Annotated in this window: 24 protein-coding genes; 15 read left to right on the forward strand and 9 right to left on the reverse strand. The window is 71.4% G+C overall.

What is annotated here, in order from left to right:
- Nucleotides 1-82 precede the first annotated feature (82 nt).
- A complete protein-coding gene (locus ACEUEL_RS18665) occupies nucleotides 83-886 on the forward strand; it encodes a glutathione S-transferase family protein (RefSeq protein WP_405708544.1) in 804 nt (267 codons plus the stop codon).
- A 6-nt stretch (nucleotides 887-892) separates the two neighbouring features.
- Here the strand turns inward: ACEUEL_RS18665 and ACEUEL_RS18670 are convergent, their stop codons facing one another.
- From ACEUEL_RS18670 to ACEUEL_RS18680, 3 genes are all read right to left on the reverse strand, one after another.
- Nucleotides 893-1,864 carry a uracil-DNA glycosylase family protein gene (locus ACEUEL_RS18670; protein ID WP_405708546.1) on the reverse strand — a complete coding sequence of 324 codons (972 nt, stop codon included), beginning with the start codon at nucleotides 1,862-1,864 and terminating at the stop codon, nucleotides 893-895.
- A gap of 79 nt (nucleotides 1,865-1,943) precedes the next feature.
- Nucleotides 1,944-2,588: a GNAT family N-acetyltransferase gene (locus ACEUEL_RS18675; protein WP_405708549.1), complete on the reverse strand. Its 645-nt coding sequence runs from the start codon at nucleotides 2,586-2,588 to the stop codon at nucleotides 1,944-1,946.
- A 233-nt stretch (nucleotides 2,589-2,821) separates the two neighbouring features.
- Complete coding sequence (locus tag ACEUEL_RS18680) at nucleotides 2,822-3,952, reverse strand: type III PLP-dependent enzyme (protein WP_405708552.1); 1,131 nt, start codon at nucleotides 3,950-3,952, stop codon at nucleotides 2,822-2,824.
- Between the two features lie 701 nt (nucleotides 3,953-4,653).
- On the opposite strand from ACEUEL_RS18680, the gene ACEUEL_RS18685 reads away from it, so the two are divergent.
- Nucleotides 4,654-5,064, forward strand: coding sequence for an SRPBCC family protein (locus ACEUEL_RS18685; RefSeq protein ID WP_405708555.1), 411 nt, complete (start codon nucleotides 4,654-4,656; stop codon nucleotides 5,062-5,064).
- 6 nt (nucleotides 5,065-5,070) lie between these two features.
- Here ACEUEL_RS18685 and ACEUEL_RS18690 read toward each other — a convergent pair whose 3' ends face one another.
- Nucleotides 5,071-5,352 (reverse strand): hypothetical protein, encoded by a 282-nt coding sequence (locus ACEUEL_RS18690; protein ID WP_405708558.1) that lies wholly within the window; start codon nucleotides 5,350-5,352, stop codon nucleotides 5,071-5,073.
- 126 nt (nucleotides 5,353-5,478) lie between these two features.
- Here ACEUEL_RS18690 and ACEUEL_RS18695 point away from each other — a divergent pair, with 126 nt between their 5' ends.
- The 7 genes from ACEUEL_RS18695 (at nucleotide 5,479) to ACEUEL_RS18725 (ending at nucleotide 11,858) form a co-directional block, all read left to right on the forward strand.
- Complete coding sequence (locus ACEUEL_RS18695) at nucleotides 5,479-7,074, forward strand: gamma-glutamyltransferase family protein (protein ID WP_405708561.1); 1,596 nt, start codon at nucleotides 5,479-5,481, stop codon at nucleotides 7,072-7,074.
- A gap of 168 nt (nucleotides 7,075-7,242) precedes the next feature.
- Nucleotides 7,243-8,382 (forward strand): alpha-D-ribose 1-methylphosphonate 5-triphosphate diphosphatase, encoded by a 1,140-nt coding sequence (locus ACEUEL_RS18700; RefSeq protein WP_405708563.1) that lies wholly within the window; start codon nucleotides 7,243-7,245, stop codon nucleotides 8,380-8,382.
- A gap of 9 nt (nucleotides 8,383-8,391) precedes the next feature.
- The gene (locus ACEUEL_RS18705; protein WP_405708566.1) at nucleotides 8,392-9,108 is read left to right on the forward strand and encodes a DUF1045 domain-containing protein; all 717 of its coding nucleotides are present in this window, start codon (nucleotides 8,392-8,394) and stop codon (nucleotides 9,106-9,108) included.
- Entirely contained in the window at nucleotides 9,105-9,719 is a 615-nt protein-coding gene (locus tag ACEUEL_RS18710) for a DapH/DapD/GlmU-related protein (protein WP_405708569.1), read from the forward strand. The genes ACEUEL_RS18705 and ACEUEL_RS18710 overlap by 4 nt, the downstream gene beginning before the upstream one ends.
- A 214-nt stretch (nucleotides 9,720-9,933) precedes the next feature.
- Nucleotides 9,934-10,920 (forward strand): signal peptide peptidase SppA, encoded by a 987-nt coding sequence (gene sppA, locus ACEUEL_RS18715; RefSeq protein ID WP_405708572.1) that lies wholly within the window; start codon nucleotides 9,934-9,936, stop codon nucleotides 10,918-10,920.
- A gap of 72 nt (nucleotides 10,921-10,992) precedes the next feature.
- Nucleotides 10,993-11,280: an integration host factor subunit beta gene (gene ihfB, locus ACEUEL_RS18720; protein WP_405708574.1), complete on the forward strand. Its 288-nt coding sequence runs from the start codon at nucleotides 10,993-10,995 to the stop codon at nucleotides 11,278-11,280.
- A 173-nt stretch (nucleotides 11,281-11,453) separates the two neighbouring features.
- Nucleotides 11,454-11,858, forward strand: coding sequence for a lipopolysaccharide assembly protein LapA domain-containing protein (locus tag ACEUEL_RS18725; protein ID WP_405708577.1), 405 nt, complete (start codon nucleotides 11,454-11,456; stop codon nucleotides 11,856-11,858).
- Between the two features lie 21 nt (nucleotides 11,859-11,879).
- On the opposite strand, the gene cysW is transcribed toward ACEUEL_RS18725, so the two are convergent.
- The 3 genes from cysW to cysP form a co-directional block, all read right to left on the reverse strand.
- Nucleotides 11,880-12,743, reverse strand: coding sequence for a sulfate ABC transporter permease subunit CysW (gene cysW, locus ACEUEL_RS18730; RefSeq protein ID WP_405708579.1), 864 nt, complete (start codon nucleotides 12,741-12,743; stop codon nucleotides 11,880-11,882).
- A gap of 3 nt (nucleotides 12,744-12,746) precedes the next feature.
- A complete protein-coding gene (cysT, locus tag ACEUEL_RS18735; protein ID WP_405708582.1) occupies nucleotides 12,747-13,568 on the reverse strand; it encodes a sulfate ABC transporter permease subunit CysT in 822 nt (273 codons plus the stop codon).
- 356 nt (nucleotides 13,569-13,924) lie between these two features.
- Nucleotides 13,925-14,950, reverse strand: a complete 1,026-nt coding sequence (gene cysP / locus ACEUEL_RS18740; RefSeq protein ID WP_405708585.1) for a thiosulfate ABC transporter substrate-binding protein CysP — start codon at nucleotides 14,948-14,950, stop codon at nucleotides 13,925-13,927.
- Nucleotides 14,951-15,130: 180 nt separating this feature from the next.
- Between cysP and ACEUEL_RS18745 the strand changes: the two genes are divergently transcribed.
- From ACEUEL_RS18745 to ACEUEL_RS18765, 5 genes are all read left to right on the forward strand, one after another.
- Nucleotides 15,131-15,835 (forward strand): phosphoribosylanthranilate isomerase, encoded by a 705-nt coding sequence (locus ACEUEL_RS18745; protein ID WP_405708588.1) that lies wholly within the window; start codon nucleotides 15,131-15,133, stop codon nucleotides 15,833-15,835.
- Nucleotides 15,832-17,073, forward strand: coding sequence for a tryptophan synthase subunit beta (gene trpB, locus ACEUEL_RS18750; protein WP_405708591.1), 1,242 nt, complete (start codon nucleotides 15,832-15,834; stop codon nucleotides 17,071-17,073). Before ACEUEL_RS18745 ends, trpB begins: the two co-directional genes overlap by 4 nt.
- Nucleotides 17,070-17,909: a tryptophan synthase subunit alpha gene (trpA, locus tag ACEUEL_RS18755; protein ID WP_405708594.1), complete on the forward strand. Its 840-nt coding sequence runs from the start codon at nucleotides 17,070-17,072 to the stop codon at nucleotides 17,907-17,909. The genes trpB and trpA overlap by 4 nt, the downstream gene beginning before the upstream one ends.
- 75 nt (nucleotides 17,910-17,984) lie before the next feature.
- Nucleotides 17,985-18,920 carry an acetyl-CoA carboxylase, carboxyltransferase subunit beta gene (accD, locus tag ACEUEL_RS18760; RefSeq protein ID WP_405708597.1) on the forward strand — a complete coding sequence of 312 codons (936 nt, stop codon included), beginning with the start codon at nucleotides 17,985-17,987 and terminating at the stop codon, nucleotides 18,918-18,920.
- Between the two features lie 13 nt (nucleotides 18,921-18,933).
- Nucleotides 18,934-20,292, forward strand: coding sequence for a bifunctional folylpolyglutamate synthase/dihydrofolate synthase (locus ACEUEL_RS18765; protein ID WP_405708600.1), 1,359 nt, complete (start codon nucleotides 18,934-18,936; stop codon nucleotides 20,290-20,292).
- A 177-nt stretch (nucleotides 20,293-20,469) separates the two neighbouring features.
- Here ACEUEL_RS18765 and infC read toward each other — a convergent pair whose 3' ends face one another.
- The gene (infC, locus tag ACEUEL_RS18770) at nucleotides 20,470-21,000 is read right to left on the reverse strand and encodes a translation initiation factor IF-3 (protein ID WP_405708603.1); all 531 of its coding nucleotides are present in this window, start codon (nucleotides 20,998-21,000) and stop codon (nucleotides 20,470-20,472) included.
- Nucleotides 21,001-21,219: 219 nt separating this feature from the next.
- Nucleotides 21,220-22,500 carry a glycosyltransferase family 4 protein gene (locus ACEUEL_RS18775; protein WP_405708605.1) on the reverse strand — a complete coding sequence of 427 codons (1,281 nt, stop codon included), beginning with the start codon at nucleotides 22,498-22,500 and terminating at the stop codon, nucleotides 21,220-21,222.
- A gap of 133 nt (nucleotides 22,501-22,633) precedes the next feature.
- Between ACEUEL_RS18775 and ACEUEL_RS18780 the strand changes: the two genes are divergently transcribed.
- Nucleotides 22,634-23,410 carry an alpha/beta hydrolase gene (locus ACEUEL_RS18780; protein WP_405708608.1) on the forward strand — a complete coding sequence of 259 codons (777 nt, stop codon included), beginning with the start codon at nucleotides 22,634-22,636 and terminating at the stop codon, nucleotides 23,408-23,410.
- Nucleotides 23,411-23,416: the final 6 nt, after the last annotated feature.

Raw genomic sequence — 23,416 nt, forward strand, 5'->3', positions numbered from 1 at the left:
GCCGCGATCCGGGATGGCACGAATAGTGATTGGCCGGCGGGTGCCGAACGTGTCCGTGACCGCCGAACCAGGATGTACCCGCATGGCCCCGCCGACCGCCGCCCCCAAGCCCGCCTCCCGCTCGGCCAGGGCGCGCGCTCCCGGCTCGCCCTCCGGCGCCAAGAACCCGACCGTCAAGAAATCCACCAAGACCGCGTCCTCCCCGAAGGACGAACCTGCCGCCCGCGCCAAGGCCGCGGCGACGCTGACGATCAGTAGCAAGAACTATTCCTCATGGTCGCTGCGCGGCTGGCTGCTGTGCCGCCTCGCCGGGCTCGACTTCGAGGAGGAGCGGCTTTCCGCCGACGACCCGACCATCCGGGCGGAGCTGCTGCTGCAATCCTCGTCTTTCCTCGTGCCGTTCCTGGTGCATGACGGGCTGAAGATCTGGGACACGCTCTCCATCGCCGAATACCTGCACGAGATCGCGCCAGAGGCCGGGCTTCTGCCCAAGGACAAGGCAGCGCGCGCCCATTGCCGCTCGATCGCGGGTGAGATGCATTCGGGCTTCGCCAATCTGCGCTCGGCGCTGCCGATGAACATCAAGGCGCACCATCCCGGCTTCAAGGTGTGGACCGGGGCGCAGGGCGACATCGCCCGCATCCTCGCCATCTGGGGCGAGTGCCTCGCGACCTATGGCGGGCCGTACCTGTTCGGCGGGGCGCCGACGCTGGCCGACGCGATGTACGCCCCGGTCTGCTCGCGCTTCACCACCTATGACGTGAAGCTCGATCCGGCGAGCAAGGCCTATTGCGAACTGATCCTCGCGCACCCCGCCATGGCGGAGTGGCGCGACGCCGCCCTCGCCGAGCCGGACGAGATGGAGGAGTTGGACGTCGAGTTCTGAGGGGGCTCAAGCGGCGGCGAGATAGGCCTTTACTCTCTGCCAGTCGCTGGCGACCGTCGGGCTGGCGTTTCGGGCCTGGGTGCCGCGGGCTCCGGTGTGTGCAACGCAACAGATCTGCGTCGAATCATGGCGAAAAGCCCCCCTCGTGATCGCGTCCTCAAGACTGGCGGATTTCGGCAGGCCGAGCGCCAGCCGCAGCGCATTGAAGGCCGCCGCTCCCAGGCACGCCGCCACCACGGGCCGAATCGTCTCGATCTCGACGACCGTATAGGCACGGGCGCACGCAACCATGTCGGCCTCGCGAATTGCGCTGCTCATCCCCTTCGGCTTGATGAACGGGAACAGGTTGGTCGCGTAGCACTGCGCGAACGACGGCAGGTCGTGATCTGCGAGAAGGCCAACGAGATTGCGGTTCGTTGGCAGGGTGGGGTCATGACCGAGGCGCCTCAGTTGCTCATCCGCCCCCCGGGTCTCGAAATAGTCCTCCGATGCCCAGTCCTGTCCGATCAGCATCAGGCGGGCATCGAGATTGCGCGCGGACAGGGTCCAGGGCGTGACGAAGTCACATTCATAGAACCCGCCGTGTATGTCCCCGAGCGTCCTGTAGCCGGCCAGCGGGTGATCGCGCCGCATGGCGACGAGTGCGGCCAGAGCCGCACTTTTCATGCCATCGGTATGCGTGAGTGCTGCACTTCCCTCGGAACGGCGAGGCACGATGGCGGGCGTCGACTCGACGTCGATAAATCCAGCCGGCATCGCATGCGGCTCGCACTTCCATCTCTGATGCGGCGTCGACGACGGGACGAAGCCGGGATTATGCCAGAACCCGCGCGAGCTATGGCAGATCGGCACGCCCCTCGCTCGAAGTCCATCGATTGCGTTGCGCACATCTTTGTCGCTGGCGAAACCAGTGACTAACCGTAGCTGACCGACTGTCACCGGGCCGATTGCACAAATCGAAGCGAATACCTCATCCACCTAAGCCTCCATCGCGCGATGTCCGAGACGCCGCGCGATGAAATCAGGGATCCACAAACCTGGAAAGCCGAGCGCGCGCTCACGCGATCCGCTTCATCCCGGCGCCGGCCTCTCGCGCCACGAGCTCCGCGAGGCTCGGGGCGGCGCTGAAATCGCCCGTCGGGCTGACGAGGCCGCGGGCGCCCGCGAGCGCGCCGGGGACCAGTTCGAGGCCGAGGAAGCGCGAACGGTCGAAGGCGCCGGGCAGCCACAGGCCCTGTGTCAGTGCCGCCGAAAAGCCGAAGCGCGCGTAATAGGGCGCATCGCCCACCAGCAGGATGGCGCCGTGGCCGAGGCGGGCGGCCTCGTTGATCGCCGTCGACATCAGCGCGCGGCCGAGGCCGCGGTCGCGGAACCAGGGATGCACGGCGAGCGGGCCGAGCAGCAGCGCCGGGCGCGACGGGCCGGCGCTGACATGCCAGAGCCGCAGCGTTCCGCTGAGGCGTCCGTCCGGGCCGTGCGCGGCGAAGGCGAGCCCGGCCGCCGGCTCGCGCCCCTCGCGCAGCCGCTCCGAGGTCTTGGCAAGGCGCGCGGCGCGGCCGAAGGCGAGATCCAGCAGGCTCTCGCGCTGGGCGAGGTCGGCCGCCGTCTCCAGCGTGATCACCGGCGCGGCGGGCAGGCGCACGGTCTCGGCCGCCGGCACGGGGGCGGCGTCGAAGGGGCGGATGTCGATCGTCTGGCTCATATCGGCCTCCAGAACCCGGACACGGGTAACAGAGTCGAGGGGGAATGGTTGCGTCGGCGCGGGGATCGGGGCCGGGCCGGCGCCTCCATCCCCCGCGCGCGGATCCGTGCCCCGGCCGCGAGGGTGCGGCCGGGTCGGGACCCGTGGCGGGTGGAGAGGTCAGGCCGGCCCGGAAAGCGGCTCCGGGTTCGGAGCACCCGCCGACCGGCGGGCCGGACGGCGGGAAAGCGCGCTCAGATCACGTAGGAGCGCAGCGGCTCGAAGCCGTTGAACGCCACCGCCGAATAGGTGGTGGTGTAGGCCCCGGTCGCCTCGATCAGCACCCGGTCGCCGATGGCGAGCGAGACGGGCAGCATCACCGGCACCTTCTCGTACATGACGTCGGCCGAATCGCAGGTCGGGCCGGCCAGCACGCAGGGCACGGTGTCGTCGCCGTCGCGCGGGGTGCGGATCGGGTAGCGGATCGCCTCGTCCATGGTCTCGGCGAGGCCGCCGAACTTGCCGATGTCGAGATAGACCCAGCGCACCGCGTCCTCCTCGGCCTTCTTCGAGATCAGCACCACCTCGGCCTCGATCATGCCGGCGGAGCCGACCATGCCGCGGCCCGGCTCGATGATGGTCTCCGGGATGCCGTTGCCGAAATGCTTTCGCAGGGCGCGGAAGATCGCCTCGCCATAGGCTTCCGCCGCCGGCACGTCCTTGAGGTAGCGGGTCGGGAAGCCGCCGCCGAGATTGACCAGGCTGAGCGAGATGCCGCGCTCGGCGCAGTCGCGGAAGATGGCGGAGGCCGAGGCGAGCGCCTGGTCCCACGCTTCCACGTTGTTCTGCTGCGAGCCGACATGGAACGACACGCCATAGGCCTCGAGGCCGAGGCGATGGCCGTGCTCCAGCACGTCCGCCGCCATCTCCGGCACGCAGCCGAACTTGCGGCTGAGCGGCCACTCGGCGCCGGCGCCGTCGCACAGGATGCGGCAGAAGATCTTCGCGCCGCGGGCGACGCGGGCGATCTTCTCGACCTCGGCCTTGCAGTCGACCGCGAACAGGCGCACGCCGAGCTTGAAGGCCGCCTCGATGTCGCGCTCCTTCTTGATCGTGTTGCCATAGGAGATGCGGTCCGCGGTCGCGCCGGCGGCCAGCGCCATCTCGACCTCCGCCACCGAGGCGGTGTCGAAGCACGAGCCGAGCGAGGCCAGCAGCGCCAGCACTTCCGGCGCCGGGTTGGCCTTCACGGCATAGAAGACGCGGGTGTCCGGCAGCGCATGCGCGAAGGCCGCGTAGTTGGAACGGACGACGTCCAGATCGACGACGACGCAGGGACCGTCCTCACGTCGGTTGCGCAGGAATTCGCGGATGCGGTCGGTCATGGCACTCTCCCCACTGACCCGAAGCTTCGACCCGTGGATGCGACTACCCGCCCGCGGCGACACCCGTCTGTCGGGTTCGACCGCGTTCATGGCGAGATGTCGCCTCCGCCCTGCCGATGCCGGCGGTTTCCCGCCTCATCGGCTGAATTGGAGCCGTGGCAGCGATGCGTCCGCGACCGCGTGTGGAGCGCGATCGACGTTCGACCGATGCCTTCGCTTGGATTGGGGTGACCCGCTCCGCACGCCCGGCAAGAAGTAGTGCCTCTTTAGTTTCCCGGCCTTTGGAGGGCCGACAGAGACCAAAAAAGCCCGCTACGTCGTTGCTTCAAGTCACGTTCCCCGCTGAGAGCGAGGTGCGCCGGTTTCGCCTCCGGCTACCGATCTTCTCTGGCGACTTTCCGGCCTCTTGTCCGGACTTCCGCCGATCGGCACGCGACCACAGGCACGTGCGAATGTTGGGCAGAACGCGATGTAGGGATGTTCGCCGTCATATGCAAGCGGCTTCTCAGGATTTTTGCGCACCCGCCCGGCGGCGTGGCGGCAGGGGCACAGACCCGCACGCCGGCTAAGCACCGCGCCGGCGCGGCCCCGCGTCGCCCGACTGCCGCCTGCTACCAATTTCCCGGCCTGCATCGCGGGATGAGGCTTGCCCGACGGAATGGGATATGTTCTCATTTTGTTCGCAAGAGAGGAGGAACGTCATGCGGATCGATCCCGCTCGTCACATCAGCGTCAGCATCGCGCGCCCCTTTGCCGATGTGCATGCCTTCCTCGCCCAGCCCGCCAATTTCCCGGCCTGGGCGGAAGGGCTCGGCGACGGGCTCGTGCCGCTCGCCGGGGGCTTCTGGCAGGTGGAGACCCCGACAGGCCCGATGCGGGTGCGGTTCACCCCGCCGAATCCGCACGGCGTGCTGGACCATACGCTCTACCCGCGCGACGGGGCGGCGATGGCCAATCCGATGCGGGTGATGGCCAATGGCGACGGCGCGGAGGTGGTGTTCACTTTGTTCCGCCGCCCGGCGATGAGCGCGGGGCAGTTCGAGGCGGATGCCGACTGGGTGGCGCGCGACCTCGCCTGGCTCAAGCTGATGCTGGAGGCGCAATCGCCTTAGAGCCGGCTAACCTTCGACGAAGGGCTCGACGTCCTTGGCCTTCTTCACGAAACGGTAGATGCCGTAGATGGCGAGCAGGGCGAAGACGCCCTCGAAGATAAGCTCCCAGTGCCAGCTCGCCTCGAACAGCGCGGCGAGCGCCCAGCCGGCGGCGAGGCCCGCCCCGATCAGCTCGGCCCCGAGCAGGATGGCGGCGCTCACCACCGTGCTGACGTGATCCCAGCGGACGCGCCGGGCGCCGCCGGGCGCGGCGGGCGCGGCGGGCGAGGAGGCAGGGCTGGCGTTCATCGTGTCGTCCCGGGGTTAAATGGCGGGGCGCAAACTGCTATGCCGGGGCGCGCGGGTCAAGCCGGCCCGCCACAATGAGAACGCGGCCCGGCCGGGGCCGCCGGAAAATCGCGAAGGGAGAGCGCCATGGCTTACGAGAGCGCGCATGCCGGCCGCGGCATGGTCGCCGCCCCGCACTGGCTGGCGGTCGAGGCCGGCCGGGCGGTGATCGCGGAGGGCGGCAACGCCGTCGAGGCGGCACTCGCCACGGCGGCGGCCATCGCCGTGGTCTACCCGCACATGAACCATCTCGGCGGTGACGGCTTCTGGCTGATCCGCTCACCCAACGGGCAGGTGCGCTACATCGAGGCCTGCGGCCCGGCCGGCGCTAGGGCGACGCGCGCGCTCTACCGCGAGCAGGGCTACGACGCGGTGCCCGCGCGCGGCCCGCTCGCAGCGCTCACCGTGCCCGGCCAGATCGGCGGCTGGATGCTGGCGCTGGAAGCGGCCGCCGCGCTCGGCGGGCGACTGCCGCTCACCCGCCTGCTGGAACCGGCCATCGCCCATGCGCGGAACGGCGCGCCGGTGCCGGCCTCGCAGACCGAGCTCACCGCCGAGAAGCAGGCCGGGCTCGATGGCGTGCCCGGCTTCGCCGCCACCTTCCTCGTCGAGGGCAAGCCGCCCGCACCGGGCACGATCCAGCGTTTCCCGCGCGTCGCCGACACGCTGGAGCACCTCGCCCGCGCGGGGCTCGACGACTATTACCGCGGCGATGTCGGGCGCGAGATCGCCGGCGATCTCGAACGCGCCGGCAGCCCGGTGACGCGGGCGGACCTCCAGGCCTTCCGCGCCGTGCTGCGGGCGCCGCTGCATGTGAAGCTCTCCGGCATGGAGCTGTGGGGCTCGCCGCCGCCGACGCAGGGGCTGGCGACGCTGATGATCCTCGCTTTGTTCGACCGGCTCGGGGTGACGCAGGCGGAAGGGTTCGAGCACCTGCACGGGCTGATCGAGGCGACCAAGCGCGCCTTCCTCGTGCGCGACCGGGTGGTGACGGACTTCGAGCGGCTGACGCACGACCCGGCGAGCTTCCTCACCCCGGAAGCGCTGGCCCGCGAAGCGGCGGCGATCGATCCCAAGCGCGCCGCGCCCTGGCCGCACAAGGCGCGGCCCGGCGACACGATCTGGCTCGGCGCGGCGGATGCGAGCGGCATCGTCGTCTCCTACATCCAGTCGATCTACTGGGAGTTCGGCTCGGGCCTGGTGCTGCCTTCGACCGGCGTGCTGATGCAGAATCGCGGCTCGAGCTTCTCGCTCGACCCGGCCTCGCCCAACCCACTGGAGCCGGGCCGGCGTCCCTTCCACACGCTGAACCCGGCCATGGCGGCGACGGCGGACGGGCGCGTGGTCGGTTTCGGCACCATGGGCGGGGAAGGCCAGCCGCAGACCAACGCCGCGGTGATGTCGCGCCATCTCATGTTCGGCCAGCCGCTCGGCACCGCCATCGAGGCGCCGCGCTGGGTGCTGGGCCGCACCTGGGGCTCGGAAACGATGAGCCTGCGCATGGAGCCGCGCGTCGATTCCGGCGTCGTCGAGCGGATGCTGCGGGCGGGGCACGAGGTCGAGTTGCTCGACACGCCGTTCTCCGGGGTGATGGGCCATGCCGGGGCGGTGGTGCTGCACCCGCGCGGCGGGCTGGAGGGCGGGCACGATCCGCGCTCGGACGGCGGCGCGGCGGGGGTCTGACCGCGCGGCGGGGAAGCCGCCGGATCCGGGTCTCGGCCGGCTCCGGCGCCGCGCCGCACCTCCGTCCCGGACGTGTTCGCGGCCTCGTCCCCTGGCCCAGCCAGCGCGGCTTCACGCAAAAGTCACAGGAACATGCGAGAGGCGCCGCCTCACGCGAGCCTCGGAAGCATGGAAACGATTCTCACCAATGCCCGCCTCGTGCTGGCCGACCGCCTCGTCGAGGGCACGCTGGTGCACGCCGGCGGCCATATCCGTGCGCTCGACGAGGGGCGCTCCCACCTCGCCGGCGCGATCGACTGCGCCGGCGCCTATCTGGCGCCCGGCCTGATCGACCTGCACACGGATGCGCTCGAAGGCCATTTCATGCCGCGTCCGAAGGTCTACTGGCCCGATGCACGCGCCGCCGCCCTCGCCCATGACGCCCAGATGGCCGCCTCCGGCGTCACCACCGTGTTCGACGCCATCTGCGCCGGCGGCTTCGACCAGACCAAGGCCGGGCGGCGCGAGCTCTACCGCACCATGCTCGACGCGGTGGAGGACGGCGACCGCGACGGGCTGTTCCGCGTCGATCACCGCATCCACCTGCGCTGCGAGATGACCGATCCGTCGCTGCCGGAGCTGGTGGAGGACGCGCTCGGCCGCCGCACCCTCGGCCTTGCCTCGCTGATGGACCACACGCCGGGCGCGCGGCAATGGCGCAATGTCGAGCACCTGCGCACCTATCTCTCCGGCATCGGCCGCACCGCCGGCGAGATGGAGGCCGAAATCGCCGAGCGCTCGGCGCGCGGGCGGGCGGCGGTGGCGGAAAATTTCCCGCGCATGGTCGCGACCTTCGCCGGCTCGGGGCTGGTGCTGGCGAGCCATGACGACACCACGCCCGACCATGTCGCGGAGGCGCGGGCGGCCGGCTGCACCATCAGCGAATTCCCCACCACGCCGGACGCGGCGCGGGCGGCGAAGGCGGCCGGGCTCGCCACCATCGGCGGCGCGCCGAACGTGGTGCGCGGCGGCTCGCATTCGGGCGGCGTCTCCATCCGCGACCTCGCCGCGGAAGGCCTCGTCGATGCGCTCGCCTCCGACTATGTGCCCGCGAGCCTGCTGCAGGCGGCGGTGGCGCTGACCCGCGCGCCGGGCCTGCCGCTGCCGGCGGCGATCGCGCTGGTGAGCGCGCGGCCGGCGGAACTGGCCGGCCTCGACGACCGCGGCCGGCTGGAGCCGGGACGGCGGGCGGATCTGCTGCTGTTCGACATCGCCGCCGGCACGCCGGTGGTGCGCGAGGTGCTGGCCGGTGGCCGGCGCGTGTTCTAGGGCCGCGCGATGAACGTGCCCCGCTACGCCATCTATCTCGCCCCGCCGGCGCAGAGCGCGCTGTGGCGCTTCGGCTCGGCGGTGATCGGCTACGACGCCGAGACCGGACTCGATGCCGGCCCGCCGCCGCTGAAGCGCTTTGCCCCCGCGGCCTGGCGCGAGGCCACCGCCGAGCCGCGCCGCTACGGCTTCCACGGCACGCTGAAGGCGCCGTTCCGGCTGGCGGAGGGCCGCGACGAGGCCGGGCTGCGCGCCGCCGCCCGCGACTTCGCCGCCCAGCGCGCGCGCTTCGCCTGCGCCGGCATGCAGGTGGTCTCGATCGGCCGCTTCATCGCGCTGAAGCCGGTGCATGCCTGCGCCGCGCTCGACCGGCTGGCGGCGGGAGCGGTCGAGGCGTTCGAGCCGTTCCGCGCCCCGCCGACGGCGCAAGAGCTGGAACGGCGGCGACGCGCCCCGCTCAGCGAGCGGCAGAAGGACCATCTGTCCCGCTGGGGCTATCCCTATGTGATGGAGGATTTCCGCTTCCACATGACGCTGACCGGGCCGATGGACGACGAGCCGCGCCGGCAGGCGGAAGCCGAACTCGCCGAGATCTTCACCGCCAGCCCCGCCGACGGCCCGCTCATCGTCAGCGAGATCGCGCTCTACCGCCAGCAGGACGGCGGCAGCTTCCGGCTGATCGAGCGCCTGCCGCTCGGCACCGCGACGATCGAGGGCGGGCGATGACCCGGCTCGGCCTCGCGCCGACCATCGACCCGAGCGCCGAGCTCACCGATTGCCGGCTCGGGCGCTACACCGAGGTCGGCGCGCGCACGCGCCTGCTCGAGGTCGAGATGGGCGACTATTCCTATGTCGTGAACGATGCCGACATCGCCTATGCGCGGATCGGCAAGTTCACCTCCATCGCGGCGATGACCCGGATCAACCCGGGCAACCACCCGATGGAGCGCGCCTCGCAGTCGCATTTCACCTATCGCGCCTCGGCCTATTTCGACGATGCCGCGGACGAGCCCGCCCTCTTCGCGCGGCGGCGCGCGGCTCGGGTTACGATCGGCCACGATGTGTGGATCGGGCACGGCGCCATCGTGCTGGCGGGCCGGGTCATCGGTGACGGCGCGGTGGTGGCGGCGGGCGCGGTGGTGACGAAGGACGTCGCCCCCTACACGCTCGTCGGCGGCGTGCCGGCCACACCGCTGCGCCCGCGCTTTGCCGCGCCGATCGCCGAACGCCTCGCCGCGCTCGGCTGGTGGGACTGGGAGCACGACCGGCTGCGGGCGGCGCTCGCGGATTTCCGCACGCTCGACGTCGCCGCCTTTCTGGAGCGCCACGGCGGCTGACGGCGCCGCCGCTTGCGTTTCCCATGCGGCATGGCGTCGCCGCCCGGCGCCGGCATCGGCGCAGCGCGCGCCGGGTGCGCTTGCGCCGCGCGGCGGGGGGCGATACGCCTGCCGGCGTCAGGGAGCCCGTGCGGGCTCGCGGCACCGCTTCCGGCGTCAACGGGAGGCGGCGCCGCCGTCCGGAGCCCGGGCGCCGCAACGCTCGGAGGCGCGCATGGCGTTCGGAACATCCTCGAGCGAGGTCGACCAGATCGTCGATCGTCGCCGCCTGCGGCGCCGGCTCGCCTTCTGGCGCGCGCTCGGCATCGTGCTGCTGGTCGGCGGCATCGTCGCGCTCGGCCTGTGGCGGGCCGACGTGGTGCCCTCGCGCTCGGCCCCGCATGTGGCGCGCCTCACCGTCGGCGGGCTGATCCGCAACGACCGCGAGCGCATCGAGCTGATCGAGCGCATCGGCAAGTCCGGCGCGCGGGCGCTGATCGTCTCGATCGACAGCCCCGGCGGCACGGTGGCGGGGTCGGAGGCGCTCTATGGCGCGCTGCGCCGGCTCAACGAGCGCATCCCCGTGGTCGCCGTCGTCAACGGCATGGCGGCCTCGGGCGCCTATATCGCGGCGATGGGCACCGAGCGGATCTTCGCCCAGCGCAACGCCATGGTCGGCTCGATCGGCGTGATCTTCCAGTATCCCAATGTCTACGAGCTGCTGAAGACGGTCGGCGTCTCGGTCGAGGAGATCAAGTCGAGCCCGCTGAAGGCGGCGCCGAACGGCTACGAGCCGACCAGCCCCGCCGCGCGGGCGGCGATCGAGGCGCTGGTCGCCGACAGCTACGACTGGTTCAAGGGGCTGGTGGCGGAACGGCGCGACCTCAGCGGCGCCATGCTCGACGACGCCTCGAACGGGCGGGTCTTCACCGGCCACATGGCGCTGCCCATGCACCTGATCGACCAGATCGGCGACGAGCGCGACGCCCGCGCCTGGCTCGCCAAGGAGAGGGACGTCCCGGCCGGCCTCACCATCCGCGACTGGCGCACCGATCGCGCCGGCGACGAGTTCGGCTGGCTGCGCGGGGCGGTGGCGGGCGCGCTGCAGGGGCTCGGCCTCGGCCCGCTCGCGCAGATGCTCGCCGGCGCGATCGGGGACGCGGCGACGCAGCAGCGCCTTGACGGGCTTTTGGCCCTCTGGCAGGCTCGGGACGGTGGCTGACGGGACAAAAAGTCTCGATAATATAAATAGTTCCTTTTGCGACGGTCAGTCGGCGGGGGAACGGGGGCGTCGATGATCAAGTCCGAACTGGTGCAACGGATCGCCGAGGCGAATCCGCATCTCTATCAACGCGACGTCGAGAACATCGTGAACGCGATTCTCGACGAGATCGTCACCGCCCTGGCGCGGGGCGACCGGGTCGAGCTGCGCGGCTTCGGCGCCTTCTCGGTGAAGGCGCGCCCCGCCCGCACCGGCCGCAACCCGCGCACCGGCGAGCATGTCGCGGTCGACGGCAAGGTCGTGCCCTATTTCAAGACGGGCAAGGAGATGCGCGAGCGTCTCAACGGCGGCGCGGACTGAACGGCACCGCGTCCGGACCACCCGCTCGAACCGCCCGGCCCGCATCGCCTGCGACCCTGCCGGCCTCTTCCGGCGCGGGCCGCCGGCATGCTATTGCCGCAAAGCCGCCCGAGGCTGGCGGCCGTCCGCGGGGCGATCCCCGCGGGTGACACCGCCGAAGACGAGGATTGCCCATGCTGCGCCGGCTGCTGCTCATCCTGATCGTGCTGCCGCTCTCGCTGCTCGTCGTCGCGCTCGCGGTGGCGAACCGGCATTCGGTGGCGCTGGTGCTCGATCCGTTCTCGGCGGCGCCGGAGGGCTTCGCCGTCCACGTGCCGCTGTTCCTGCTGCTGTTCGCGACGCTGATCCTCGGCGTGGTGCTGGGCGGCGTCGCCGCGTGGCTGCGGCAGGGCCGCTATCGCCGCGCCGCACGGGAATCGCGCCGCGAGGCCCGGCGCACGGCGGCGCAGGCGGAAGAGCTGCGCGCCCGCATCGGCACGCTGAACCGCGAGGCGGCGCAGGTGGCCACCACCGGTCTCACCACCCTCCCCGCCCCCGGCGCTCCGGCGGCGCTGCCGGACCGGCGCACCGCTGCCTGAGCGGCGGTTCCGCCGGCCGGGTCAGTCGCCCGGGCCGGACAGAGCGCGGGCGCGGGCCGCGTCGAGCCGCTCGATGATCGCCTTGGCGATGAGGGTGCCGATCGCCACCAGCGTGAGCAGGGTCGCCACCGCGAAGGCGCCGACGGCGTTGTTGTCCTGGTAGAGCAGTTCGATCTGCAGCGGGAGCGTGTTGGTCTGGCCGCGTATGTTGCCCGACACGATGGACACCGCGCCGAACTCGCCCATCACCCGCGCATTGCAGAGCGCGACGCCATAGACCAGCGCGAAGCGGATGTTGGGCAGCGTCACCAGCCGCAGGATGCGCCAGCCCCCCGCCCCCAGCGTCACCGCCGCCTCCTCCTCCTCGGTGCCCTGCGCGGTCATCAGCGGGATCAACTCGCGGGCGACGAAGGGCGCGGTGACGAACAGGCTCGCCAGCACGATGCCGGGCAGCGCGAACATGATCTTGATGTCGTGCGCCTCGAGGAACGGCCCCAGCAGGCCCTGCGCGCCATAGACGAAGAGATAGGCGACGCCGGCGATGATCGGCGAGATGGAGAAGGGCAGCTCGACCAGCGCCAGCAGCAGATTGCGGCCCGGGAAGCGGAACTTGGCGATGCACCAGGCCGCCGCGATGCCGAAGGCGACGTTGATCGGCACAACGATCAACGCGACGAGGAGGGTGAGGCCGATGGCGTGGCGGGTATCGGGCGCGGCGAAGCTGGCGATGTAGGCGCCCCAGCCGCGCCGGAACGCCTCCGCGAAGATCGCCGCCAGCGGCGCCACCAGCATGAGCGCGGTGAACAGAAGCACCGCCCCGATCAGCAGGCGCCGCGTCCGCGGGCCGTCGCCGACGCGCAGCCGGCCGTGGGAGGGACCCGCCATCGCTCAGCCCTCCGAACCGACGCGGCGCTGCTGCCACATCTGGATGGTGTTGACGAGGAGCAGCATCGCGAACGCGATGCCCAGCAGCGTCGCGGCGATCGCCGCCGCCGCCTGGTAGTCGTATTCCTCGATGCGGATGAAGGCGAGCAGCGAGACCACCTCGGTCTTCAGCGGCAGGTTGCCGGCGATGAAGATGACGGCGCCGAATTCGCCGAGCGAGCGGGCGAAGGAGAGCGCGCAGCCGGTGAGGAAGGCGGGAAACAGCGCCGGGAAGATCACGCGGGTGAAGATGCGCCGGTCCGAGGCGCCGAGCGTGGCGGCCGCCTCCTCGACGTCGGCGGCGAGATCCTCCAGCACGGGCTGGACGGTGCGCACCACGAAGGGGATGGAGGTGAAGGCCATCGCCACGGCAATGCCGATCGGCGTATAGGCCACCGCGATGCCGAGTTCCGCCAGCGGCGCGCCGAACCAGCCGTTCCGGGCGAACAGGGCGGAGAGGGCGATGCCGGCCACCGCGGTCGGCAGGGCGAAGGGCACGTCGACCAGCGCATCGAGCAGGCGCCGGCCGGGGAATTCGTAGCGCACCAGCACCCAGGCCAGCGCGAGGCCGTAGATGGCGTTGAAGACCGTGGCGAACGCCGCCGCGGTGAAGGTGACGCGGAAGGCGGCCTGCGTGCGCTCGCCCGAGAGGATGGCGATGTAGCGCTCCCAGCCGATGCCGAGCGCCTGCGCCATCAGCGCGCCCAGCGGCAGCAGCACGATCAGGCTCAGATAGAGCAGGGTCACGCCGATCGAGAGCGGATAGCCGGGGATGACGCGGTTCAAGGGCGGGTCTCCTCGCGCGGGGCGACGGCCGGCCCGGCGGCGATCGCACGGGACGCGACCGGCCATGCCGCAATCGGCCGGCGATGTCCAGTACGGGGGGTGCCCTTCACGCCGTTGTACCGTGAATTGCCGCGCGGGGCGGGACCTCCCGCCGCGCGTTGCATCTCTCTCCGACGGGGAAAGGTGAGTTCAGGCCTCGGCGCGACCACCTGCCAGGCCTCCCGCTCGGCGTCGTCCCCGGGCTTGTCCCGGGAATCCCCGCCTTTCACCACCCCCGCCAGGACGTGGATGGCCGGGACGAGCCCGGCCATGACGGCGGCTCGGCGGACAGGCAGCGCCCCGCCCGCCGCATCGCCTCACTTCGCGACGAACAGCTTGTCGAGCTTGCCGTCGGAGGCGAAGTGCTCCTTCTGCACCTTGTCCCAGCCGCCGAACACGTCCTCGACCTTGAGCAGCCGCACGGGGGCGAACTGCGCCTTGAACTTCTCGGCGACTTCCGGGTTCACGACGCGGTTATAGGCCTTGGCGGCGACGGTCTGGCCTTCGGGCGAGTAGAGGAAGGTCAGGTAGTCGGTGGCGATGGCGCGCGAGCCGCGCTTATCGACCACCTTGTCCACCACCGCGACGGGGAACTCGGCGAGCAGGCTCACCGGCGGCACCACCACCTGGAAGCCCTTGTCCTTGTAGGCCTCGCGCACGCCGATGGTCTCGGCCTCGAAGGTGATCAGCACGTCGCCCAGCTCGCGCTCGACGAAGGAGGTGGTGGCGCCGCGCCCGCCGGTGTCGAACACCACCACGTTGGACAGCAGCTTCTTCACGAAGGCGTCGGCCTTTGCGGTGTCGCCGTTGAACTTCTCCAGCGCATAGGCATAGGCGGCGAGATAGGTGTAGCGCGCATTGCCGGAGGTCTTCGGGTTGGGGAACACCAGCTTGACGTCGTCGCGGACGAGGTCGTCCCAGCTCTTCACGCCCTTGGGGTTGCCCTGCCGGACCAGGAAGGCGGGAAATGAATACCAGGGCGAGGAGGCGTTCGGCAGGCGGCCCTGCCAGTCCTTGGCGATGAAGCCCTTGTCGACCAGGAAGGTGATGTCGGTGATCTGGTTGAAGGTGACGACGTCGGCCTCGAGGCCCTCGGTGATGGAGCGGGCCTGCTTGGAGGTGCCGGCATGGCTCTGGTTGACCTTGATCTCCTTGCCGGTCTTGGCCTTCTCGGCCGGCTCGAACTCCTTGTTGATCGCCTCGAACAGCTCGCGGGCGATGTCGTAGGAGGCGTTGAGGATCGAGGTCGGCTCCTGCGCCCGGGCGGGCGGCGCGAACAGCGCGGACGCGGCCACGGCGGCGGCAAACGGAGCGACGAGGGCAAGGCGGCGCGTCAGGCGCATGCTTATTCTCCAAGTATTGTTAGTGAAATTTATCATTTCACGTTGCGTCCCGTTTAACACGGCTCCTGCCGTGGGGGAAGCGGAAACGCCCGCACCCCGCTCATGCCGCCGGCGTCGACGCGGGCCGCTCGCCTCGCGCCCCCGATCCGTGCTAGGTGCGGCGCGGAAGCGAGGCGCGACGTGCAGGGCGAGATCAAGATCTGCGGGCTGAAGACCCCCGAGACGCTGGAGGCGGCGCTGAGCGCCGGCGCCGATCTCGTCGGCATGGTGTTCTTCCCGAAGAGCCCCCGCCATATCGAGCCGTCCACCGCCCGCGAGCTGCTGGCCCAGGCGCGCGGGCGCGCACTCGCCACCGTGCTGCTGGTCGATCCCTCCGACGCGGAGGCGGCGGCCGCCGCCGCGCTCGGCTTCGACCTCGTGCAACTGCACGGAAGCGAGAGCCCGGAGCGGGTCGCGCGGATCCGCGCCCTCACCGGACTGCCGGTGATGAAGGCGGTGGGGATCGCGACGGCGGAGGATGTCGCGCGGGCGCGGACCTATCTCGGCGCCGCCGACCGGCTGCTGCTCGACGCCAAGGCGCCGCCCGGCGCGGCCCATCCCGGCGGCAACGGCCTCGCCTTCGACTGGAAGCTCGTCGCCGGGCTTGACCTTGGAAAGCCCTTCATGCTGTCGGGCGGGCTCGATCCGGGCAATGTCGGCACCGCGCTGCGACTGACCCGAGCGCCCGGCATCGACGTATCCTCCGGCGTGGAGAGCGCGCCCGGGGTGAAGGATCCGGCACGCATCGTCGCATTCGTGCAAGCCGCGCGCGAGGCTTTCCGCCACCTGTCCACCCATGACGCCGTCGCCGCCGCGCCGGCCGAGGAAAAGAGCCTGCTGCCGTGAACGCACCCAACTCCTTCCGCACCGGCCCTGACGAGAAGGGCCATTTCGGCATCTTCGGCGGACGCTTCGTCGCCGAGACGCTGATGCCGCTGATCCTCTCGCTCGAGGAGGCCTACAAGGACGCGAAGGCCGACCCCGCCTATCACGCGGAAATGGACGCGGGGCTGAAGCACTATGTCGGGCGGCCCTCGCCGCTCTATTTCGCCGAGCGGCTGACCGAGCACCTGCGCGGCGTGGCGGCCGCGAGCGGGCGTTCGGGCGGCGCCAAGATCTACCTGAAGCGCGAGGAGTTGAACCACACCGGCTCGCACAAGGTGAACAACGTGCTCGGCCAGATCCTGCTCGCCCGCCGCATGGGCAAGAAGCGGATCATCGCCGAGACCGGCGCCGGCCAGCACGGCGTCGCCACCGCCACGCTGTGCGCGCGCTACGGGCTCGAATGCGTCGTCTACATGGGCGCGGTCGACGTCGCCCGGCAGGCGCCGAACGTGTTCCGCATGCAGATGCTGGGCGCCACCGTCGTTCCCGTGCAGTCCGGCTCGAAGACGCTCAAGGACGCGATGAACGACGCGCTGCGCGACTGGGTAACCAACGTGCACGACACGTTCTACTGCATCGGCACGGTGGCGGGCCCCCACCCCTACCCGGCCATGGTGCGCGATTTCCAGTCGATCATCGGCAACGAGACCCGCGCGCAGATGCTGGAGGCGGAAGGGCGCCTGCCGGACAGCCTGATCGCCTGCATCGGCGGCGGCTCCAATGCCATGGGCCTGTTCCACCCCTTCCTCGACGATCCGGACGTCGCCATCTACGGCGTCGAGGCGGCCGGCCACGGCATCCCCTCCGGCCAGCACGCCGCCTCGCTCACCGGCGGGCGGCCGGGCGTGCTGCACGGCAACCGCACCTACCTGCTGATGGACGATGACGGGCAGATCGCCGAGGCGCATTCCATCTCGGCCGGCCTCGACTATCCCGGCATCGGGCCGGAGCATTCCTGGCTGAACGACATCGGCCGGGTGAAATACCTCTCGGCCACCGACGAGGAGGCGCTCAGCGCCTTCCAGCTGCTCTCCAAGCTCGAGGGCATCATCCCCGCGCTCGAGCCGGCCCACGCGCTGGCCCGCGTGATCGAGCTCGCCCCGGGCCTGCCGCAGGACCACCTGATGGTCGTGAACCTCTCGGGACGCGGGGACAAGGACATCCCCCAGGTCGCCGACATCCTCGGGAGCCGCGCATGACCACCCGCCTCGACACCCGCTTCCGCGCCGTCGCCGGCGAAGGCCGCGCCGCGCTGGTGACCTTCGTCACCGCCGGCGATCCCGACCACGACACCTCGCTCGCCATCCTCAAGGCGCTGCCGGGCGCGGGCGCCGACATCATCGAGCTCGGCGTGCCGTTCACCGACCCGATGGCCGACGGCCCGGCGATCCAGGCGGCGGGCCTGCGCGCGCTGAAAGCCGGCCAGACGCTGGCGAAGACGCTGGCCATGGTGGCGGCGTTCCGCGCCGGCGACGGCGACACGCCGATCGTGCTGATGGGCTATTACAACCCGATCTACATCTATGGCGTCGATCGCTTCCTGGTCGATGCCAAGGCGGCCGGCGTCGACGGCCTGATCGTGGTCGACCTGCCCCCCGAGGAGGACGAGGAACTCTGCCTGCCGGCGCTGAAGGCGGGCCTCGACTTCATCCGCCTCGCCACGCCGACCACGGACGACCACCGCCTGCCGGCGGTGCTCGCCCACACGGCGGGCTTCGTCTATTATGTCTCGATCACCGGCATCACCGGCTCGGCGACGCCCGACGCCTCCAAGGTCGCGACCGCGGTCGCCCGCATCAAGCGCCACACGGCGCTGCCGGTCGCGGTCGGCTTCGGCGTGCGCACGCCCGAGCAGGCGGCGGCGATCGCCGCGGGCGCCGACGGCGTCGTGGTCGGCTCGGCGCTGGTCGAGGCGGTCCGCACCAGCCTCGACGGCGAGGGCCGCGCCACCGCGGCGAGCGTGCCCGCCGTCACCGCGCTGGTGCGCTCGCTCGCCGATGCGGTGCGCACCGTGCCGCGCGCGGCGGCCGAGTGAGCGGACCTTTTCCTGACGTCTTTCGCCGCTTACATCAGCGGCAGCCGATCGCGGCCCTGAAGCGCGGAGCCTGAATTGAACTGGATCTCGAACGTCGTCCGCCCGAAGATCAACAGCTTCCTGCGCCGGGAAGTGCCGGAGAACCTCTGGGTGAAGTGCCCGGAGACCGGCCAGATGGTCTTCCACAAGGACCTCGAGGCGAATCTCCACGTCATCCCCGGCTCCGGCTTCCATATGCGCATGGATCCGATGGCCCGGCTGCGCGCGACCTTCGACGGCGGCCACTGGTATGACATCGCGCTGCCCGGCGCCGCCGCCGACCCGCTGCGCTTCCGCGACGAGAAGCGCTATGTCGACCGCCTGAAGGACGCCCGCACCAAGACCGGCCAGCAGGATGCGCTGAAGGTCGGCTACGGCAAGCTCGAAGGCCTTCCCGTGACCATCGCGGTGCAGGATTTCGGCTTCATGGGCGGTTCGCTCGGCATGGCCGCCGGCGAGGCGGTGGTGACGGGGCTGGAGACCGCCGTCTCGCGCAACACGCCCTTCATCATCTTCGCCTGCGGCGGCGGGATGCGCATGCAGGAGGGCATCCTCTCGCTGATGCAGATGCCGCGCACGACCTGCGCCGTGCAGGAACTGCGCGAGGCGAAACTCCCCTACATCGTCGTGCTGACCAACCCCACGACCGGCGGCATCACCGCCTCCTACGCCATGCTGGGCGACGTGCAGATCGCCGAGCCCGGCGCGCTGATCGGCTTCGCCGGCCCGCGGGTGATCGAGCAGACCATCCGCGAGAAGCTGCCGGACGGCTTCCAGCGCGCCGAATATCTGCGCGACCACGGCATGATCGACCTGGTGGTGCACCGGCACGAGATGCGGGCGACGCTGGCGCGGCTGTGCCGGCTGCTGACCCGCGCGCCGCAGCCGGCCAAGCCGGTCGAGCCGGCGGCGGAAGCGGACCCGGCGCCCGTTCCGGCCCCCGCCGCCGCGCCGGCGCCCGGCGCCGCCTGAGCGGGCGCGCGCCATGGCTTCGCCCGCGCGCGCCGGCGACGAACCGGTCGATGCCATACTGGCGCGGCTGCTGGCGCTGCATCCCAAGCTGATCGACCTGTCGCTCGACCGGATGTGGCGGCTGCTGGCGCGGCTCGACCATCCCGAGCGGCGGCTGCCGCCGGTGATCCATGTCGCCGGCACCAACGGCAAGGGCTCCACCGTCGCCTTCATGCGCGCGGTGCTGGAGGCCGCCGGCAAGCGCGTGCACGTCTACACCTCGCCCCATCTGGTGCGCTTCTCCGAGCGCATCCGGCTCGCCGGCCAGCTCGTCGACGAGGCGCGGCTCGGCGCCATGCTCGACCGTGCGGAGCGGGCGAATGGCGGCGCGCCGATCACCCTGTTCGAGATCACCACGGCGGCGGCGCTGCTGCTGTTCGCGGAGGAGCCGGCCGACATCCTGCTGCTCGAGGTCGGGCTCGGCGGGCGGCTCGACGCCACCAATGTCGTCGACCAGCCGCTCGCGACCGTGATCACGCCGGTCTCGATCGACCATGTCGAGTTCCTCGGCGGCACGCTGGAGCGCATCGCCGCCGAAAAGGCGGGCATCCTCAAGCGCCGCGTGCCCGCGATCATCGGCCGCCAGCCGCCGGAGGCGCTCAAGGTGATCGAGCGGCATGCGGCGCGGCTCGGCTCCCCTCTCCACATCATGGGCGAGCAGTTCCACGCCCATGAGGAGGGCGGGCGGCTCGTCGTGGCGGATGAGCTGGGGCTGCTCGACCTGCCGCGCCCGCGCCTGGTCGGGCCGCACCAGATCGAGAATGCCGGCCTTGCCGTGGCGGCGCTGCGGGCGGTGGCCCAGGCCGGCGCCGCGCGCGGGGAGGGCCGCTGGGCGCTGCCGGTCGCCGCCTTCGAGACCGGCATGCGCAGCGTCGAATGGCCGGCCCGCCTGCAGCGCCTGCCGCCCGGCCCGCTGACGGCGCGGGCGCCCGAGGGGGTCGAGGTCTGGCTCGACGGCGGTCACAACGCCGCCGGCGGGCAGGCGCTGGCCGCCGCCCTCGCCGACATCGAGGATCGGGTGCCGCGCCCGTTGGTGCTGGTGGTCGGCATGCTGGGCACGAAGGATTCGGGCGCATTCCTGGCCCCCTTCGCGGGGCTGGCGCGCGAGATCGTCGCGGTGCCGGTGCCCGGCGAGCACAAGGGCCAGCCGCCGGACGCGGTGGCGGCGGCCGCCGCCACGCATGGCATCCCCGCCTCGACGGCCGGCAGCGTCGCCGCCGCGCTGGACGGGCTGCGCGCCTATCCGCTCAGCCCGCCGCCGCGCGTGCTGGTCACCGGCTCGCTCTATCTGGCGGGAGCGGTGCTGGAGGAAAACGGCACGCTGCCGGTGTGAGGCGCCCCGGCGTGTGGCACGGCGTCAGGCGCAGCCCGGCGATCAAAGGGCGCCCGATCCGTCTTTCCGGAGGCCCTGCGCCCTGCGGGAACCGCCCGAAAGCGGCCGGAGGCGCGCCGTCGTGCGGCGCGCGATCCAGGGCGCACCTGCGCCCCCTGCCCCGCCCGGCAGGTGGGCCTATGTCGTCCGCGGCGCCAGGACCATGATCATCTGGCGGCCTTCGAGCTGCGGCTCCGATTCGACCTTGGCGATGGGCGCCAGCTCGTCGCGCAGCTTGTTCAGCAGCTTGTAGCCGAGCTCCTGGTGCGCCATCTCGCGGCCGCGGAAGCGCAGGGTGACCTTCACCTTGTCGCCTTCCTCGAAGAAGCGGTGGATCGACTTCATCTTCACGTCGTAATCGTGCGTGTCGATGCCCGGCCGCAGCTTGATCTCCTTGATCTCCACGACCTTCTGCTTCTTGCGGGCCTCGTTGGCCTTCTTCTGGTTCTGGTACTTGAACCGGCCGAAATCGAGGATCTTGCAGACCGGCGGCACCGAATTCGGTGAAATCTCGACGAGATCGAGCCCGGCGTCCTGAGCAATGGCGATCGCTTCGCGGGTCGGCACGACGCCGCGATTCTGACCGTCCTGGTCGATCAGCTGCACCTCGCGGATGCGGATGTCTTCATTGACGCGCGGGCCTTCCTTTTCCGGCGCGACGGGTCTCATGGGGCGGCGAATGGGGGTCCTCTCCTCTGCCGTTTCGCTGTGGTTCGTCTCACGGGCGGAAGCGGGTGCGCCGGAGCACGGGCGGGCCGGTGCAGGGGCGCCTTCGCGCGGATGTCCGCGCGTGAAACGGTTGCAGAACATCGTGACAAACCCCGCAGAAGTCAATTGCGGCGTCGACGGATTAGCGCCCGGCGGCGCGGAGAATGCGTTCGGGACGCCTCAGCTGCGCCAGGCGGGGACCATGGCGGGGGTGGGAACGGTGCCGGAGACGAGCCGCGCATAGGCGTCCACCGTCGCCATGACCTCCTGCTGGCGGGAGAAATGGCGGGCCACCAGATGCCGGGCGCGGCGGGCGAGCGCCGCCCGCGCGGCCTCGTCCAGAGCCAGCGCCGCGTCGAGCGCCTCGGCCAGCGCGCCGACATCGCCGGGCGGCACCAGCCAGCCGGTGCGCTCCGGGCCGTGATGGCGCACCGGCTCGGACTGCGCGCCGTGATCGGCGACGATCAGCGGCCGGCCGAGCGCCATCGCCTCCAGCGCACCGCGCGCAAACGCTTCCGGCTCGGTCGACGGCAGCACGACGATATCCGCCGCCATCAGCGCCACCGCCATGTCGCGGGGGACGTCGGCGACCACCACCTGCTCGCCGAGATCGTCCGATTCGATGCGGCGGGCGAGGCGCTTGAGATAGTCCGACCCCGCGGTCGCCTCGCCGGCGAGCACGAGGCGCAGCGGGCCGCCGCCCCGGGCGATGAGGCGCTTCACCGCCTCGATCAGCACCGCCTGCCCCTTCCACGGCACGAGGCGCCCCGGCAGCAGGATGACCCGTTCGTCGGCGGTCGCGTCCCAGTCCTCGCGCTGCCGGTCGACATGATAGAGCGGCACCGACTCGGGATCGAACGCCGCGAGATCGATGCCGCGCGGCACGATGGCGATGCGCTCGGCCGCGCGCGGATGCCGCCGGATCACCTGATCGCGGCCGAAGCGGGACGATACCAGCACGCTGTCGCCCTGCGCCATGATGCCGTTGTACAGCCGCGCCAGCACGCTGCGCCCGGCATAGGGGCCGGAATGGGTGGTCACCAGCGGCACGCCGATGAGCCGCGTGGCGAGGAAGGCGCTCCACGCCGGCGCCCGTGCGCGGGCGTGGACGATGCCGACCCGCTCCGCCCGGATGAGGCGGCGCAGGCGGCGCACATTGGCGAGCGTGCGGCCGATCTGCGGGCTCTCGGTCGGCAGCGGCAGCCATTCCGCCCCGCGCGCCTGCAATTCGCCGACCAGCGGCCCGTGCGGCCCCGCCACCAGCGCCCGCGCGCCCGCCTGCACCAGCGCGGCGGCGACATCCACCACCTCGCGCTCGGCACCGGAGGCGCCGGTGAGATCGGCCACGACCTGAAGCACGGTGCGCCCCGCCAGCACGCCGCTGAGCGATGGCTCGGGGCCACGCGCCGACACCGGCGCCGTCGGCGCGGGCATCGGCAGGTCGGCGGGCGCAGGGGTCATGTCGATCGTTTCGGTGCGGCTCTGGCGCCAGCGCCTGCTGGCTCTCGGAAAACGGACGCTGTAATCGAACACCCGGAACGCACGCCGCCGACGGCAGCGCGAATCACCGCCGATCAACGAGGACAACGCTAGGATGACGGCCGACTCCCTGCAATTCCTGACGGTCGGCGCGGATCGCCACCGCGTCGCCGTGCGGATCACCGAGGGTGCCGCCGGCGACACCCGCCCCGGCGTGATCTGGTGCGGGGGCTTCGCCTCCGACATGCAGGGCACCAAGGCGCAGGCGCTCGCCGACTGGGGCGCGCGCGCCGGCCGCCGGGTGGTGCGGTTCGACTATTCCGGCCACGGCGAATCGGACGGGCGCTTCGAGGACGGCACCATCTCGCTGTGGTTCGCCGACGCCCTCGCGGTGTTCGAGGCGGTCACCCGCGGCCCGCAGATCGTGGTGGGCTCGTCCATGGGCGGCTGGATGGCGCTGCTGCTCGCCCGCCACCTCGCCGCGACCGGCGCGTCGGGCCGGCTCAAGGCGCTGCTGCTGCTGGCGCCGGCACCGGACTTCACCGAGGAACTGATGTGGAAGGCGATGCCGGAGGAGGTGCGCCGGCAGATCATGGCCGAGGGCGTCTGGCACCGTCCGTCCGACTACGGCCCGCCGCTGACGGTGACGCGGGCGCTGATCGAGGACGGGCGGGCCAATCTCGTGCTCGGCACGCCCTTCGCGGTCGGCTGCCCGGTGCGCATCCTGCAGGGGGTCGCCGATCCGGACGTGCCGTGGCAGCACGCGATGCGGCTGACCTCTTGCCTCGCCGAGGACGACGTGGTGCTGACGCTGATCAAGGACGGCGACCATCGGCTGTCCCGGCCGGAAGACCTCGAGCGCATGCTGGCGGCGATCGAGGAACTGAGCTGAGCCGCC

The organism is Ancylobacter terrae, from assembly GCF_045108345.1.
Taxonomy (GTDB): domain Bacteria; phylum Pseudomonadota; class Alphaproteobacteria; order Rhizobiales; family Xanthobacteraceae; genus Ancylobacter.

Bases quoted from the DNA above. Each gene is read 5' to 3' on its own strand.
- ACEUEL_RS18710 (WP_405708569.1), top strand. From the start codon at position 9,105: ATGACCCGGCTCGGCCTCGCGCCGACCATCGACCCGAGCGCCGAGCTC.
- infC (WP_405708603.1), bottom strand. From the start codon at position 21,000: ATGAGACCCGTCGCGCCGGAAAAGGAAGGCCCGCGCGTCAATGAAGAC.
- ihfB (WP_405708574.1), top strand. From the start codon at position 10,993: ATGATCAAGTCCGAACTGGTGCAACGGATCGCCGAGGCGAATCCGCAT.
- ACEUEL_RS18685 (WP_405708555.1), top strand. From the start codon at position 4,654: ATGCGGATCGATCCCGCTCGTCACATCAGCGTCAGCATCGCGCGCCCC.
- trpA (WP_405708594.1), top strand. From the start codon at position 17,070: ATGACCACCCGCCTCGACACCCGCTTCCGCGCCGTCGCCGGCGAAGGC.
- ACEUEL_RS18680 (WP_405708552.1), bottom strand. From the start codon at position 3,952: ATGACCGACCGCATCCGCGAATTCCTGCGCAACCGACGTGAGGACGGT.
- ACEUEL_RS18780 (WP_405708608.1), top strand. From the start codon at position 22,634: ATGACGGCCGACTCCCTGCAATTCCTGACGGTCGGCGCGGATCGCCAC.
- ACEUEL_RS18675 (WP_405708549.1), bottom strand. From the start codon at position 2,588: ATGAGCCAGACGATCGACATCCGCCCCTTCGACGCCGCCCCCGTGCCG.
- ACEUEL_RS18705 (WP_405708566.1), top strand. From the start codon at position 8,392: ATGAACGTGCCCCGCTACGCCATCTATCTCGCCCCGCCGGCGCAGAGC.
- cysW (WP_405708579.1), bottom strand. From the start codon at position 12,743: ATGGCGGGTCCCTCCCACGGCCGGCTGCGCGTCGGCGACGGCCCGCGG.
- ACEUEL_RS18690 (WP_405708558.1), bottom strand. From the start codon at position 5,352: ATGAACGCCAGCCCTGCCTCCTCGCCCGCCGCGCCCGCCGCGCCCGGC.
- ACEUEL_RS18700 (WP_405708563.1), top strand. From the start codon at position 7,243: ATGGAAACGATTCTCACCAATGCCCGCCTCGTGCTGGCCGACCGCCTC.
- ACEUEL_RS18695 (WP_405708561.1), top strand. From the start codon at position 5,479: ATGGCTTACGAGAGCGCGCATGCCGGCCGCGGCATGGTCGCCGCCCCG.
- ACEUEL_RS18775 (WP_405708605.1), bottom strand. From the start codon at position 22,500: ATGACCCCTGCGCCCGCCGACCTGCCGATGCCCGCGCCGACGGCGCCG.
- ACEUEL_RS18665 (WP_405708544.1), top strand. From the start codon at position 83: ATGGCCCCGCCGACCGCCGCCCCCAAGCCCGCCTCCCGCTCGGCCAGG.
- ACEUEL_RS18765 (WP_405708600.1), top strand. From the start codon at position 18,934: ATGGCTTCGCCCGCGCGCGCCGGCGACGAACCGGTCGATGCCATACTG.
- sppA (WP_405708572.1), top strand. From the start codon at position 9,934: ATGGCGTTCGGAACATCCTCGAGCGAGGTCGACCAGATCGTCGATCGT.
- cysP (WP_405708585.1), bottom strand. From the start codon at position 14,950: ATGCGCCTGACGCGCCGCCTTGCCCTCGTCGCTCCGTTTGCCGCCGCC.
- ACEUEL_RS18725 (WP_405708577.1), top strand. From the start codon at position 11,454: ATGCTGCGCCGGCTGCTGCTCATCCTGATCGTGCTGCCGCTCTCGCTG.